The sequence below is a fragment of the Streptomyces sp. NPDC008121 genome (genome assembly GCF_042957155.1).
Classification (GTDB): Bacteria; Actinomycetota; Actinomycetes; order Streptomycetales; family Streptomycetaceae; genus Streptomyces.
Genome location: NZ_JBIBHT010000006.1, coordinates 513,037 through 527,962 on the forward strand (window position 1 = coordinate 513,037; position 14,926 = coordinate 527,962).

Annotated in this window: 13 protein-coding genes; 12 read left to right on the forward strand and 1 reads right to left on the reverse strand. The window is 71.7% G+C overall.

Annotation, left to right across the window (positions count from 1 at the left end; all coding sequences use genetic code 11):
- The first annotated feature begins 4 nt into the window (after positions 1–4).
- The 11 genes from purD to ACFZBD_RS22690 are packed head-to-tail and all read left to right on the forward strand — an operon-like array spanning position 5 to position 11,590.
- A complete protein-coding gene (gene purD, locus ACFZBD_RS22640) occupies positions 5–1,417 on the forward strand; it encodes a phosphoribosylamine--glycine ligase (RefSeq protein WP_391142173.1) in 1,413 nt (470 codons plus the stop codon).
- 7 nt (positions 1,418–1,424) lie between these two features.
- On the forward strand, positions 1,425–2,744 hold the full coding sequence (locus tag ACFZBD_RS22645; protein WP_391142175.1) for an ATP-grasp domain-containing protein: 1,320 nt from the start codon (positions 1,425–1,427) through the stop codon (positions 2,742–2,744).
- A gap of 29 nt (positions 2,745–2,773) precedes the next feature.
- Positions 2,774–4,105: a diaminobutyrate--2-oxoglutarate transaminase gene (locus ACFZBD_RS22650; RefSeq protein ID WP_391142177.1), complete on the forward strand. Its 1,332-nt coding sequence runs from the start codon at positions 2,774–2,776 to the stop codon at positions 4,103–4,105.
- A gap of 23 nt (positions 4,106–4,128) precedes the next feature.
- Positions 4,129–5,400, forward strand: coding sequence for an ATP-grasp domain-containing protein (locus ACFZBD_RS22655; RefSeq protein ID WP_391142179.1), 1,272 nt, complete (start codon positions 4,129–4,131; stop codon positions 5,398–5,400).
- A gap of 43 nt (positions 5,401–5,443) precedes the next feature.
- Positions 5,444–6,727: an MFS transporter gene (locus ACFZBD_RS22660; protein ID WP_391142181.1), complete on the forward strand. Its 1,284-nt coding sequence runs from the start codon at positions 5,444–5,446 to the stop codon at positions 6,725–6,727.
- Between the two features lie 11 nt (positions 6,728–6,738).
- Entirely contained in the window at positions 6,739–7,974 is a 1,236-nt protein-coding gene (locus ACFZBD_RS22665) for an ATP-grasp domain-containing protein (protein ID WP_391142183.1), read from the forward strand.
- 56 nt (positions 7,975–8,030) lie between these two features.
- The gene (locus ACFZBD_RS22670) at positions 8,031–8,336 is read left to right on the forward strand and encodes a hypothetical protein (RefSeq protein ID WP_391142185.1); all 306 of its coding nucleotides are present in this window, start codon (positions 8,031–8,033) and stop codon (positions 8,334–8,336) included.
- 56 nt (positions 8,337–8,392) lie between these two features.
- Positions 8,393–9,334, forward strand: coding sequence for an NAD(+) diphosphatase (nudC, locus tag ACFZBD_RS22675; protein WP_391142187.1), 942 nt, complete (start codon positions 8,393–8,395; stop codon positions 9,332–9,334).
- Positions 9,288–9,836: a rhodanese-like domain-containing protein gene (locus tag ACFZBD_RS22680; RefSeq protein ID WP_391142188.1), complete on the forward strand. Its 549-nt coding sequence runs from the start codon at positions 9,288–9,290 to the stop codon at positions 9,834–9,836. The genes nudC and ACFZBD_RS22680 overlap by 47 nt, the downstream gene beginning before the upstream one ends.
- An 11-nt stretch (positions 9,837–9,847) precedes the next feature.
- Entirely contained in the window at positions 9,848–11,008 is a 1,161-nt protein-coding gene (locus tag ACFZBD_RS22685) for a DUF6421 family protein (RefSeq protein ID WP_391142191.1), read from the forward strand.
- A gap of 6 nt (positions 11,009–11,014) precedes the next feature.
- A complete protein-coding gene (locus ACFZBD_RS22690; RefSeq protein WP_391142192.1) occupies positions 11,015–11,590 on the forward strand; it encodes a GPP34 family phosphoprotein in 576 nt (191 codons plus the stop codon).
- A 58-nt stretch (positions 11,591–11,648) separates the two neighbouring features.
- Here ACFZBD_RS22690 and ACFZBD_RS22695 read toward each other — a convergent pair whose 3' ends face one another.
- Complete coding sequence (locus tag ACFZBD_RS22695) at positions 11,649–12,545, reverse strand: hypothetical protein (protein WP_391142193.1); 897 nt, start codon at positions 12,543–12,545, stop codon at positions 11,649–11,651.
- 318 nt (positions 12,546–12,863) lie between these two features.
- On the opposite strand from ACFZBD_RS22695, the gene gcl reads away from it, so the two are divergent.
- Entirely contained in the window at positions 12,864–14,642 is a 1,779-nt protein-coding gene (gene gcl / locus ACFZBD_RS22700) for a glyoxylate carboligase (RefSeq protein ID WP_391142243.1), read from the forward strand.
- Positions 14,643–14,926 lie beyond the last annotated feature (284 nt).

Below are 14,926 nucleotides of genomic sequence, written 5' to 3' on the forward strand. Positions count from 1 at the left end.
CCCGATGACCTCCGGACCCCACTCCGTGCTCGTCGTCGACGGCACCGGACGCGGCCACGCGATCTGCGACCTGTTCACCCGCACCGACCCGCACGTGACCGTCCACTACGGCCCCGGCTGCGACGTCGTCGACCACCCGCGCATCCTGCCCGCCGGCTCGATCAGGCTCGACGATCCCCGCACGGCCCTCGACTACCTGGCCGCGCACCCCGTCGAGTTCGTCTTCGTCTCCAACATCGACGCCCTGTCCCAGGGGTACGTCGACGAGCTGCGCCGGGCCGGCCACCGGGTCATCGGGCCCACCGCGGCCGCCGCCGCCCTGGAGTCCAGCAAGACCCGCGGCAAGGAGTTCTGCCGCGACCACGGCATCCCCGTCGCTGAGTTCGAGGTGTTCACGGACGCGGCGAAGGCGAGGGAGTACGTCGCCTCGCGGCCGTACCACTGTGTCGTCAAGACCGACGGGCTCACCCCGGACGGCGACGGATCGGTGGTCTGCGACACCCCGGGCGAGGCCCTCGCGGCGATCGACCGGTTCGAGGCGGAGGCCGCGCGCGCCGCCGACGCCGGCGACGGCCCCGGGCTGCGGCTCGTCGTCGAGGAACGCCTCACCGGCCGCGAGATCTCGGTGTTCGCCCTCCTCGACGGCGACAGCGCCCTCGTCTTCCCGACCGCCATGGACTACAAGCGCACCCTGGAGGCCGACGCCGGCAAGAACTGCGACGGCATGGGGTCCGTGGCCCCGCACCCGTACGACAGTCCCGCGCTGTGCGAGGAGCTGCGCGCCACGCTCGTCGACCCGCTGGTGCGCGGACTGCGGGCGGAGGGGCTCGACTTCACCGGCTTCGTCTACATCGGCGCCATGCTCACCCCCCGCGGCCCGGTCGTCATCGAGATCAACGCCCGGTTCGGCGACTCCGAGGCCCAGGTCGTCCTGCCGGGCGTCCGCAGCGACTTCACCGAGCTGTGCCGCGCCGTCCTCGCCCGCGACCTCGCCCGGCACCGGCTCGACACCGACGGCCTCGCCCGCTGCTCCGTCGCCCTGGTCCAGGGCTGCCTGGACCAGGCCGACCCGCAGGCCCTGGTCGGCTGGCCCTTCGGCGCCTTCGCCACCGGCCAGCCGGTCCACGGCCTGGACCGGTCCGACGGGCCCGCCGAGCCCCGCCCGGCCGACGGCCCCGCCGAGACGGTCGTCTTCTGCGCCAACGTGCGCCGCGACACCGCCGGCGTGCCGCGGACCACCGGCGGCCGCGTCGTCCACGTCGTCGGCGCCGGGCGGACGCCCGAGCAGGCCCGGCGCAGGGCCTACGACCGCATCCAGCGCATCTCCTTCCCCGGCATGCGCTACCGCACCGACATCGGGGCCGAACCGGCCGCGGCCACCGCGCCGCACGCCGACGCCGTCCCCACAGGGAAGTGAGAACGCCATGCCCCGCAGAAAAGCGTTCGTCCTCTTCGAGCTGATGAACGCCATGCTCTACACCGCGCAGGAGGCCAAGGCGCGAGGCTTCGACATCGTCGCCCTCAACCACAACCCCCTGTGCGCGGCCGGCCCCTTCACCGTCCCGGACGGCCTCGTCGACGAGCGCGTCACCATCGCCTCGTGGACCGACACCCCGGCGCTCGACGCCGTCCTGAAGGACCTGGCCGACCGGTACGACATCGTCGGCACGCACAGCATGTTCGAGCCGACCCTGCCCCACCAGGCCGCCCTGCGGCAGCTCGCCGGCCTCCCGACGACCGACCCGGCGACCCTGCTGCGCATCCTCGACAAGACCCGGGTGCGCGCCACGCTGCACGACGCGGGCCTCTCCGCGCTGCGCGGAGTCCCGCTCGACGAGGCGCTGGCCTGGGAGAACTGGGAGTTCTCCCGGGCGGCCGTCCTGAAGCCCGCCAACGGCACCGGCAGCGCGCTCTGCTTCGAGGTCTCCACCCTCGCCGAACTGCGCGACACGGCCGAGCGGGTCCGCACCGCCGACGTCGTCAACCCCCTGATGCGCGACTACATCCGGGCCCACGGCGGCTTCGTCCTGGAGGAGAAGGCCGAGGGCGAACTCCTCTCCGTCGAATCCGTGGTGCACCGCGGCGAGGTCGGCTTCGTCACCCTCACCGGACGGTACGTCCTCGCCGCCGACCCGGTCGTCGAGCAGGGCATGCAGACCCCCTACCACCACCCGCGCCTCGCCGAGCTGGTGGAGAAGTCGCGCGCGGTCCACGAGTGCCTGGGCTTCCACCACGGGCCCACCCACCTGGAGTTCATGGTCGCCGACGACGGCACCGCCGAACTCATCGACTTCAACCCGCGCGCCGCCGGCTTCGCCTCCCCGGTGTCCATCGGAGAGGCGTACGGACTCGACTACGCGAGCGTCCTCGTCGACGTCGGCTGCGGCATCGCCCCGGACCTCGGCTTCACCGCCCGGCCGCCCCGGTACGCGGTCGAGATGGTGGTCCTGCCCCCGCCGGGCACCACCGAGTTCCGCACCATCGAGTTCCCCGCCGACAGCATCGCCGCCCGCGCCACCAAGAGCCCGGGGGAGCGGCTCAGCGGCCGCGCCGACCAGCTCGACGCCGTCGGCATGTTCATCGTCACCGCCCCCACGGCCGCCGAGGCGCACCGGCGCGGCCTCGCCGCCCGCCAGGAGGTCGTCGTCAACGGCGTACGGCTCGGCGACAACCCGCACAACACCGTCGCCTTCTCCGAGCACATCGGCCGGGAGCTGCCCGCGCCCGCCGGACCGCAGTCGTGACCGCCCCCGCACCCGACAGAGAGGGAACCATGAACCAGGGCCCAGGCCTGGCCGAGGTGTACGAGGACCGTGAATCGGCGGTCCGCTCCTACGCGCGGTCCTTCCCCGCCACCTTCGAGACCGCCAGCCGGGAGTTCCTGGTCAGCGCGGACGGAACCCGCTACCTCGACTTCCTCGCCGGGGCCGGCGCCCTGAACTACGGCCACAACCCGGAGTTCGCCAAGCGGGCCCTCATCGACCACATGGAGCGCGACGGCCTGACCCACGGCCTCGACCTGGCGACCACCGTCAAGCAGGACTTCCTCGAGACCTTCCGGGACCTCGTGCTGAGGCCGCGCGGCCTCGACCACAAGGTGCAGTTCTGCAGCCCGTCGGGGACCAACGCGGTCGAGGCCGCCCTCAAGGTCGCCCGCCTGGTCACCGGGCGGACCAACGTGATCGCCTTCGGCGGCGGTTTCCACGGCATGAGCACCGGCGCGCTCGCCGCGGTCGGCTCCGACTTCTACAAGCAGGGCCTGCGCCCCACCCTCTCCGGGGTCACCCACGTGCCCTACCCGGACTCCCCGATGGGCCCGTTCGACAGCCTGGACCTCCTCGACCGGCTGGTGGGCGACCCCAGCTCCGGCGTCGAGAAGCCGGCCGCCGTGCTCCTGGAGACCGTCCAGTGCGAGGGCGGGGTGTACGTCGCCCCCGACGCGTTCCTCACCGGGCTGCGCCGCTGGTGCGACACCCACCGGGTGCTCCTCGTCGTCGACGACATCCAGGTCGGCTGCGGCCGTACCGGCTCGTTCTTCTCCTTCGAAGAGGCCGGCATCGCCCCCGACCTGATCACCCTCTCCAAGTCGATCAGCGGCTACGGCCTGCCGATGGCGCTGCTGCTGCTCAAGCCCGAGTACGACATCTGGAAGCCGGGCCAGCACAACGGCACCTTCCGCGGCAACCAGCTCGCCTTCGTCGCGGCCACCGCCGCCCTGCGCGCCCACTGGGCGGACGGCGCCGACCCGGCCTTCGGCGCCGAGGTGCGCCGCAAGGGCGAGCTGGTCACCGACCTCCTGCGGCGCGAGGTCGGCACCCGCTTCGGCGCCCTGCTGCGGGGCCGCGGCCTCATCCAGGGCATCGACCTCAGCGGCACCAACATCTCCGGCGCCAAGGTCTCCCGCCGCTGCTTCGAACACGGACTGATCGTGGAGACCTGCGGCCGCGACAGCGAGGTCGTCAAGATCCTGCCGCCGCTGATCGCGGAGGACAGCAGCCTGCTGCGGGGCCTGGAGATCATCGTCGAGGCCCTCTACGACGAGGCGGAAGGCGCCCGCAGGCGCCCCGCGACCGACGGACGCGCCCCGGTGGCCGCGGCCTCATGACGACGAGCGAAGGAGCGGCCCACGTGGACACCGACACCCCCTCCCGTACCCCCGACGGCGGCGACACCCCCGCCACCATCCTGATCATCGGCGGACGGCTGGAAGCCCTGCGCAAGGCCAAGGAGCTCGGCCTGCGGATCGTCTTCCTCCAGCACAAGGAGCGCCTGCTCCCCGGCCAGGCCGAGGTCGCCGACGTGCTGCTGCTGGTGGACTACCTCGACTGGGAGGTGACCCGCCCCCTCGTCCGCGCCGCCCACGAGGCGTACGGCTTCACCGCGGTCATGACCCTGGTGGAGCAGGCCACCGAACTGGCCGGGCGGATCAACGACATGCTGGGCTTCGACGGCACCTCCTACGAGGTGGCGCGGCGCTTCCACGACAAGCTGCGGATGCGCGAGTGGCTGCACAGCACCGGCTTCGAGTCGGTGGGCTGCGCCGAGGTCGCCTCCGCCGACGACGTGCGCGACTTCGCCGGACGGTACGGCTTCCCGGTCATCGTCAAGCCGCTGGACGGCACCGCCAGCCGGGGCATCGCGGTCATCCACGGTCCGGAGGAGGCGGACGAGGCGTGGGCGGAGCTGACCGGCCTGCGCGGCCGCGACGACCTGCCGATGGCCACCTTCTACCCCGTCGACCGCTTCATCGCCGAGGAGTACATCGACGGCGTCGAGTACAGCGTCGAGAGCTTCTCCTTCGACGGCCGGCACATCGTCGTCTCGATCACCGACAAGTTCGCCGACGGCTGCGTCGAGATGGGCCACGCCCTCCCGGCGATCCTGAGCGCCGAGGACGAGACCGTCATCGAGGACCACGTCGTCGGCTTCCTCACGGCCATGGGACTGAAGGACGGTGTCGGCCACACCGAGATCAGGCTCTCCTCGAAGGGCCCGCGGATCATCGAGGGCCACGACCGGGTCGCCGGCGACCGGCTCCTGGACTTCATGTCCGTCACCCACGGCTTCGACATCGAGCGGTACGCCTCCGGCTGGCCGACCCGCGTCCTGCCCGCCCTCACCGCCCGCCCGGAGCCCGTCCTCGGCGCCGCCACCAAGTGGGTCAACGGCGAGCCCGGCATCGTCGAGGGCGTCGAAGGGGTGGAGGAACTGCGCGCCGAGCCCGGGGTGTTCGGTGTCGACGTCCACGTGGCCCCCGGCGACGTGATCGAGCCGATGAGCGACAACTTCGGCCGCCACGTGCAGGTCCTGGTCACCGCCGACACCACCGCGGCCGCCATCGAGCGCATCGACGCGCTCATCGGCCGGGTGCGGGTCGTCACCCGTCCCGCCGCGGGCTGAGCCCGACGCCGCCCCCACGAGTCAACGAGAGAGAGCCGGGACAGTGGCAACCACCCTCGCACCCGAGACGGTCTGGCAGAGGCTCGGCGTACCGCGCCTGAAGGGAAACGGAAGGTTCGTCTCCGCCAGCCTCATCGACAGCCTCGGCACCGGGCTGATCATGGCGTTCACCCTGGTGTACTTCGCCAGGACGACCTCGGTCTCCGTCACGGCCATCGGCGCCGCGATGACCGTCGCGCGGCTGATCGCCCTGCCCGCCTCGATCGTCGTGGGGCCGCTGATCGACCGGTTCAGCGCCCGCCGGACCGCCGCTTGGGGCAACCTCGTCTCGGTCGCCGGATACCTCGGCTTCCTCATGGCCCACTCCGTGTGGCAGATCATCCTCGTCGTCTTCCTGGTGCAGGTCGGCCACACCACCTACTGGACCTCCAGCAGCGGTCTGGTGGTGCTGGCCTCGCCGGAGGACCGGCGCACCAGCTGGTTCGGCTTCATGACGGCCCTGCGCAACACGGCGATGGGCATCGGTGGCGCGCTCGCCGCCTTCGCCTTCACCCTGGGCGAGGGGACCGCCCTGCACGCCATCGTGGTCGGCAACGCGGTCAGCTACGTCCTGGCCGCGACCCTGCTGTTCTCGTGGCGGCCGGCCCGGCAGGAGCCCGCCGCACCGGCCACCGGCGCCGACGTCGCGGAGCAGGTGCAGCAGGTCAAGGCCGGTTACGCGACGGTCCTGCGGGACGTCTCGTACACCCTCCTCATCGGCGTCAACGCCACCCTGGTCTTCGGCCAGATGCTGATCAAGGTGCTCCTCGCGATCTACATCGTCGACGCCCTGGAGCTGCCCGCCTGGACCGCCGGCACCCTCATCGTGGTCAACGCGGTCCAGGTCTCGCTCACCCAGACTCTCGTCTCCAAACGGACCGAGGGGTCCCGGATGACCCGGGTCATCATGCTGGCGGCGGTGCTCAACGCGGCCGCCTTCGGCCTGTTCGCCGTCCTCTACACGACCCCCGACGCCGTCACCTACGTGGGGCTCTTCCTGGCGATGGTCGTCTTCACCCTCGCCGAGGTCATCGCCTTCCCCGCCGTCGAGACGCTCAGCGTGTCGATGGCACCCGCGCACATCCGTGGCCGCTATCTGGCCACCTACCAGTTGTCCTGGACCGTCGGCGAGGTCGCCGCGCCAGGTCTGCTCACGTTCCTGCTCGCCAGGGGCGAGGTCCTGCCGATGCTCTTCCTGCTGGGGCTGAGCCTGCTGGCGATCCCGCTGCTGCTGGTGCTGGAACGGCGAGCGCAGCACACCACGAAGTCGATCGGAGAAACCGCATGAGGACAGTCGCAGTGATATCGACGCGTGGCTTCGGAGTCTTCCGCCACGACCTGCTGGTGGAGCCGGAGAAGGTCCACTTCGTCGGCATCTTCTCCGAGCAGGACAGCGCCAACGTCTCGGACGCCGAGCGGGCCTACTTCCACCGGATCCACGTCGTCCCGTGCGGCCTGGAGGACCCGTCGTACACCGAGTCCTCGATCGTCGACCCGGCCGCCACCCGGGCCATCGTCCGGGAGCTGGCCGCCGGGGCCGGGCCCGGCGAACTCACCCTGCACTGCTTCGACGAGCGCAACCTGCTGCTGACGGCCGAACTGCGCGAGGAGTTCGGCCTCGCCGGGCCGACCTACGAGCAGCTCCTGCCGTACCGCGACAAGTGCCTGATGAAGGAGAAGCTGGCCGGAACCGGGCTGCGCGTGCCCCGCTTCGGGCGCTTCGACCAGCAGGCCTTCCAGGACGACCCGGCCGCCTGCCTGGACCGCATCGTCGCGGACGTCGGCATGCCGTTCGTCCTCAAGCCGGTCGACGCCGCCTCCGCCGACGGCGTGTACAAGGTCTTCACGGCGGAGGAGTTCCACGCCCTCCCGCGCGACCTCGGCCGCAGCTACGAGTACGAGGAGCACATCGACGGCACCATGTACAGCGTCAACCTCGTCGTCCAGGACGGCCGGACCGTCTTCGGCGGGGTGACGGAGTACCTGGTCAACTCCACCGAGGTGCAGCGCGGCCGGGTCAACGCCGACATCAACCTCATCGACTCCGACCCGCGCGTCCCGCGCATGATCGAGTTCGCCGAGACGGTCCTCGACGCGCTCGGCAAGCTCGACGGGGCGAGCCACCTGGAGCTGTTCCACACCAAGGACGACGAGCTGGTCTTCCTGGAGGTCGGCGCCCGTTTCAAGGGACTTGCCGGACTCGCCGCCATGCAGCAGAACTACGCGATCGCGCTGCTCAACCTGGCCTTCGAGATCGAGGCGGGCCTGCCGAGCCACCCCTGGGACCAGGAGCAGATGTACTGCTTCGACGCCGTCATGCCCAAGCGGCCGGGGATCGTCGCCGAGCTGGTGGACCCGGACGTGGAGAGCGAGGTCGAGATGAGGTGGAAGGTCCGCGTCGGCGAGGAGATCAAGCAGGGCGCCTCCCTCATCGACAACGGCGGCATGTTCCTGGTCCGCAACCACGACTACGAAGCCCTCTACCGCGACTTCGAACGGCTCGCCTCCTACGAGCCCATCCGGTACGAGGACTGAGCGTGCTCCGCAGACGACGCCCCGAACCCGTCGACATCGCACCGGTCCGTTCCGCGGTGGAAAACATTGTCGAATCGGACCGGTTCGACGGATGGCTGATCGAGACCCCGGACCACGTCCTGGTCCAGATCGCCGCCCCGTTGGAGATGCTCCAGTTCCAGTACTTCCTGACGCCCCCTCAGGATCATCTCCTCGTCCGGGCGTCGCGGGTGGTGTGGGAGGCTGTCGCCGGCCTCCTGGACGACTGTCCGGACGATCTGGCCGCCGCCTTCGCCGCGCTCGGCGCCTCCCTCGGGGAGCGCGCCCCCGAGCCGGATCCCGCCACGGCGGGGGGTTCCGCCCCGGCGGGCGGCCAGGGGTGAGCCACCCGCCCCCCGCTCCGGCCCCGCGCCGGGCGAGGAACGACAGGAGAACCTCCGTGCACTACACCGGGCTCGACCTCGACCGGGCCGGCGGCCGACGCACCGACGCCGCGTGGATCACGGGCCTCGCCGCCCGCCCCGGCACCCGGGTCGTCCCGCTCTGGCAGGACCAGTGCCTCGTGCGGGACGGCGCGCCGGTGACCCTCGGGGCGGGGGAGGCCCGCGCGCTCCTCGACGCGGTCCCGGAGCCGGTGTTCCTGGGTCTTGACGGCGAGACCGCGATCCTCGCGGCCGACCTGTCCGGCCTTCCCCGGGAGGAGGCGCTCACCCTCGCGGGGGCGGACGCCGCGCAGGACGTACGCGCCCTGGTGTCGTCCATCGACACGGCGCAGGCGGGTCTCCTCGCGTACGCCCGGGGCATCACGCACTGGGCGCGGGGCCAGCGGTTCTGCGGGGCCTGCGGCGGACGGGCGGAGAGCCGCGACGGAGGTCACCTGCGGGTCTGCCGGGACTGCGGCAAGCTCCTCTTCCCCCGGATCGAGCCGGCGGTGATCGTCCTGGTGGAGCGGGCCGGTGAGCCCCGGCGCTGCCTCCTCGGCCGGCACGCGGGCTCCGGGCCGGAGGCCTTCTCCACCCTCGCCGGTTTCGTCGAGATCGGCGAGAGCCTGGAGGACGCCGTCCGCCGCGAGGTCTTCGAAGAGGCCGGTGTGGTGGTCAAGGACGTCGTCTACCAGGGCTCGCAGGCCTGGCCGTTCCCGGCCGGGCTGATGGTGGCGTTCCGGGCCGAGGCGGTCTCGGACGAGTCGGTCGCGGACGGCGAGGAGGTCGTCGAGACCCGCTGGTTCACCCCCACCGAACTGCGCGCGCACATCGAGGCCGGCCACGGCTACCGGCCGGACTCCATCGGCAGATTCCTCATCGAGAGCTGGATTGCGGAGAACGAGAACGCGGATGACGACACCACAGAGAACACAGCCCCCTACGGACCCGAGCGGTGACGACGAGTCGGCGCGCGGGAACCCCGCCTCAGGGGTTCCCGGCGCCGGCCCCGGCCCCTCCCCGGAACCCGGTTCCGGGCCTTCGCGCCCCGGAATTCCCGGATCGCGCGTCCTGGGAATTCCCGCCGCCTCCCCGGAAGCGGCGCTCGGCTATTTCCTCCATGCCCGGCTGGCCTGCGAGACCGACCCCTACGACGTCCACCACGACCTCGCCGCCGGAGTGCCGGGCTTCGTCCTGGTCGACGCCCGGTCGAAGGCCGCGTTCGAGGAGGAGTGCCTGCCCGGCGCCCTCGGCCTGCCGCACGCCGAACTGACCGACGCCGTCCTGAGCGGGCTCGACCCCGAGCCGGTCTACGTCACCTACGGCTGGGGCCCCGCCTGCAACGCGGGCTCCAGGGCCGCCGCGAAGCTCGCGGCGGCCGGTTTCCGGGTCAAGGAGATGCTCGGCGGCCTCGAGTACTGGAAACGGCAGGACCATCCCACGACGAAGGCGAGGCGGTAGCGGTGGTAGCGGTGTCGAACGAGATCAAGCTGGTCATCGACGAGGTCAACGAGATACGCCGGGAGCTCGTCCCCGGAGCGGATGTCACCGGCCCCGTCTTCCTCGCCGAGCTGCTGCGCCGGCTGGAGGCCTCCGAGCACGTCCGCGACCAGCCGGCGGCCCGGGCCTTCATGGACGACCTGCGCGAGAACCTGGGCGAGGACCTGCGCGAGGACTTCGGCGAGAACGGCGAGGGGCAGCGGGAGCTCCGGCTGCGCCGGACCAAGGAGCACATCAACACCGAACGTGATCGGCATCTCTTCTCGCTCTTCAACGCCTCTTATTTCCCGCGTCTCTCCCTTGACTACCTCACCTATGAGCCGCTGCCGACCCATCCCCATCTGGCCCGCCGCTACGGCAGCAACACCATGCCGGTGAACATCACCGCGTGTACGGACGGATTCAATTCCCGGGTGGTCGTCGCGCTCTTCCCGGAGAACCACATCGACGGCCGTCAGGACCCCGACGACCTCATTTTCTATTTCATCGACAAATTCGTCGAACGGCACAACCGCATCACGCGGAAGATGATCGACGAAGTGATGGCACCGGGCAGTTTCCCGCTCATCCAGGGGGCCGACGACGAGCTGGTCGAGGCGGCCTCCTCGTGGTGGGTGCGGCTGCACGAATTCCACCACCGGCAGGGCGACATGCCGATCCCGGACTATCTGCACGCGAAGAAGCTGAAGCCCCTCGCCGGCCTGGAGGAGCTGCGGGTCGACGTCTCCTCCATGCTGGTGTGCCTGGAGGACCGCGAACTCCCGGCGGAGGAGGCGCGGCGCGCGTACGAGTACATCCTCGCCGAGCGGCTGCTGCGGTACGCCGTCGAGGGCATACCGCGGCCCAACTACGACGCCGTCGCCTCGCAGTTGCTCTTCAACTACCTCTCGGCACACGGCGGGATCGAGCTGCGGGACGAGCGCATCCACCTCCGTCCGGAGCTGCCCGCGGTCCTGGCGAGTTTCCTCGGGGAGATCCAGGCCGTGGAGCGGCGGATCCACAGTGCGTCGGTGGCCGAGGTGAAGTCCGGGCTCCTGGAGTTCACCAACCGGTACACCGAGTACGACGAGGAGGCGGGGGACTACCGCCACATCCCGTTCTTCGCCGACGTCAAGCAGCGGCTCGGGGTCTGAGCGACGGTGCGGTCGCTGCCGGCGGAGCTGGTGCTGAGGGCGAGCCGCGACCGCGCGTTGCGGTCGCCGCTGCGGAGGACGGAGCTGGGCTACGGCACGGCCGGCGCGGCGCTGCACGAACTGGCCCTGACGGGGAGGATCACCGTGGCGCCCGACGGGATCCTCGTCTGCCGCGCGGAGCGCTGTCCCGACCGGGCGGTGGACCTGGCGCTGGAGCGCCTGCTGTTCGCGGAGCGCGCCCGCGGCCCCCGGGCCTGGGTGGAACGCCTGGGCGCCGAGCTCCTCGACGTGACCCGCGCCGAGCTGCTGACCCGGGGGCTGCTGGTGCCGGTGCGGCGCCGGATGCTGGGCGTGGTGCCGGTACGGGAGTACCGGCCCGCGGCCGTCCGGGAGCGGGACGAGGGCCCGGCGGCCGAGGGGCCGCGGCGCGAGGCGTGGCGCGACGAGGTCGTCACGGAGCTCTTGCACGCCGTCCGCCACCCCTGCCGGCCCCGTCCCGTCCCCGCGCACACGGGCCCGATCACGGACGCGGTGGCCTCGGCGATGAAGGCGGCGACCTACCGGCTGGCCTTCCCGGGCTGACCTTCCCCGGCCGGCCGCGGTCCCCGCGTCCGCCCACGGTCGGTCCGCCCGCCTTCGGTCAGCGGGCCGTGGCGGTGATCAGCTCCTCGGCGTGGGTGTTCACCGCCTGCGGGGTGCCCGTCAGGTCGAGGACGAAGAGGGGGACTCCCAGGCCGTCCGCGCGGGCGCGGGCCTCGGGGGTGTAGCCCGCGAGGGAGAAGAAGACACTGACGGCGGCGTTGCTGAGGCCGTTCAGCCAGAGGCACTCGACGGCGCGGAGCGTGGCCGGCCGGGTGCTCGGGTCGACCTGGGCGACGAGGCCCGGCGCGCGGAGATCGGCGCCGGAGGCGGACCGTTCCTCGGGCTGCACGACGTCCCGGAATCCCAGCCACCGCAGATATCCGGCCGCCGCGGCGACGGCGTCGCGCGCGGTGCGGATCGTGACGGGCCGGAACGCGCCCCTCCCCTCGGCCACGATCGGCACGGACCGACGGCCCCGGCCCTGACCGGTGCTCTCCCACAGGGGCGCTTCCTGCGCCGGCGGCACGGCGGCCCCGTCCCGGCCCTCGCCCCTGCGGTCCGCCGGGGCTCCTCCGCCGAGCAGGACCTCGCCGCCCGCGCCCACCGCGGCGGCCACCCCGCCCCGCCCGGCGTCCGCGGCGCCGCTCGCGGCGTCCCCGTGGCCCGCGGCCTGCCGCTCGGGCCCCGCGGCGGCCTCGGGATCGGGCCGCGGACCCGTGGTCCGGGTGTCCGCCGGATCCGGCCCGTCGGCGCCGAAGCCGTGCGCCGCATCGGGCCCGTCGCCGTGCGGGGGGTGGACCGGGACCCGCAGCACCGTGCCGCAGGTGCAGCCCAGCTCCGGATGGGGCCATTCGTCCTCGCGGCCGCAGGCCCCGCAGCGCACCAGGACCCACTCGTCCGTCCAGTTGCGGTGCGTCACCGGCTCCGCCGTCGCCCCTTCGACGACCGGCGGCACGACCGGAGCACCGCAGGCGCACGGGAAGACCGGTGGCGCGTAACTCTGCGTACGGAGGCATGCCGGGCAGCGCACCGGTACCGATTCACCCAGACCCACACCGAACCCCCTGTCGTCCCGACCCCATCGTCCACCAATCCGGCCGCCGAGGGGAGGGAGTTCGGCCATCGTCCCCTGCTGCTCCCTTGACGGCTCTCGGCCCCTCGACCTACATTGCTTCCGTATAGCAGAACATTACTTCCGCAATACGGAAACGAGCTCGTCGAGACGAGGAGCCCGGATCCGCCTGGCCGAAGCAGGAGCCCTCCCATGCCCCGTATGACCGCCGCCGCAGCGGCCGTTGAGATCCTCAAGCGCGAAGGCGTCACCAACGCGTTCGGCGTGCCCGGCGCGGCGATCAACCCCTTCTACCGCGAGCTCAAGAACGTCGGCGGCGTGAGCCACACCCTCGCCCGCCACGTCGAAGGCGCCTCGCACATGGCCGAGGGCTACACCCGCGCCAAGGCCGGCAACATCGGCGTCTGCATCGGTACGTCCGGCCCCGCCGGCACCGACATGATCACCGGTCTGTACTCCGCGATCGCCGACTCGATCCCGATCCTGTGCATCACCGGCCAGGCCCCGGTCTCGAAGCTCCACAAGGAGGACTTCCAGGCCGTCGACATCGCGTCGATCGCCAAGCCGGTCACCAAGGCCGCCACCACGGTCCTGGAGGCCGCCCAGGTCCCCGGCGTCTTCCAGCAGGCCTTCCACCTGATGCGCTCCGGCCGTCCCGGCCCGGTCCTCATCGACCTGCCGATCGACGTCCAGCTGACCGAGATCGAGTTCGACCCGGAGACGTACCAGCCGCTGCCGGTCTACAAGCCGTCCGCGACCCGCGCGCAGGCCGAGAAGGCCCTGGGCTTCCTGCTGGAGTCCGAGCGTCCGCTGATCGTCGCCGGTGGCGGCATCATCAACGCCGACGCCTCCGACCTGCTGGTCGAGTTCGCCGAGCTCACCAACATCCCCGTCATCTCCACCCTCATGGGCTGGGGCACCATCCCGGACGACCACGAGCTGGCCGCCGGCATGGTCGGTGTGCAGACCGCGCACCGCTACGGCAACGCGACGTTCCTCGAGTCGGACTTCGTCCTCGGCATCGGCAACCGCTGGGCCAACCGCCACACCGGTTACAACATGGAGGCCTACACCAAGGGCCGGAAGTTCGTCCACGTCGACATCGAGCCGACCCAGCTCGGCAAGATCTTCGCCCCGGACTTCGGCATCGCCTCCGACGCCAAGGTCGCCCTGGAGCTCTTCGTCGAGATCGCCAAGGAGTGGAAGGCCGCGGGCAAGCTCCCGGACTTCGGTGCCTGGGCCGCCTCCGCGCAGGAGCGCAAGGCGACGCTGCAGCGCCGTACGCACTTCGAGAACGTCCCGATCAAGCCGCAGCGCGTCTACGAGGAGATGAACCGGGCGTTCGGCCCCGACACCCGGTACGTCACCACCATCGGCCTCTCCCAGATCGCCGCCGCGCAGTTCCTGCACGTCTACAGGCCGCGCCACTGGATCAACTGCGGCCAGGCGGGCCCGCTCGGCTGGACCATCCCGGCCGCCATCGGTGCCGCCACCGCGGACCCGGAGACCCCGATCGTCGCCCTCTCCGGCGACTACGACTTCCAGTTCATGATCGAGGAGCTGGCGGTCGCCGCCCAGCATAAGGTCCCCTACGTCCACGTCCTGGTGAACAACGCCTACCTGGGTCTGATCCGTCAGGCGCAGGGCGGTCTCGGCATCAACTTCGAGGTCAACCTCGAGTTCGAGAACATCAACACCCCGGAGCTCGGCGTCTACGGCGTCGACCACGTCAAGGTCGCCGAGGGCCTGGGCGTCAAGGCGATCCGCGTCACCGACCCGGAGAAGCTGGGCGAGGCGTTCGAGCAGGCCAAGAAGCTGGCCGTCGAGCACCAGGTCCCGGTCGTCGTCGAGGCGATCCTGGAGCGCGTCACCAACATCGCGATGAGCAAGACGGTCGACATGAGCGACGTCACCGAGTTCGAGGAGCTCGCGACCGAGCCCGGCCACGCGCCGACCGCGATCAAGGCCCTCCAGGTCTGATCCGCCCCGGCCCCCGCCCCGTCAGCACCGGGGCGGGGGCCGCGGCGCGCGCCCGGGTGGCAGCCTTACGGAGCCTTCCACGGCCCCGGCCGGCTCCCCGGGGCCCCCGGCAGTACACGAAGACCGCGCGAGGCGTCTCCACGCCTCACGTGGTCTTCGTCATGCCGCCGTCCACTAGGGCGTGTTTCGAAAGTCCCGTCTGGCCGGGGACGCCTGGCACGCACGCTCGCTGCGTTGTCGGTCGTCGGCGCAGCCCGCTGCGCTCTCCTCCCTCCGCCTTGCGA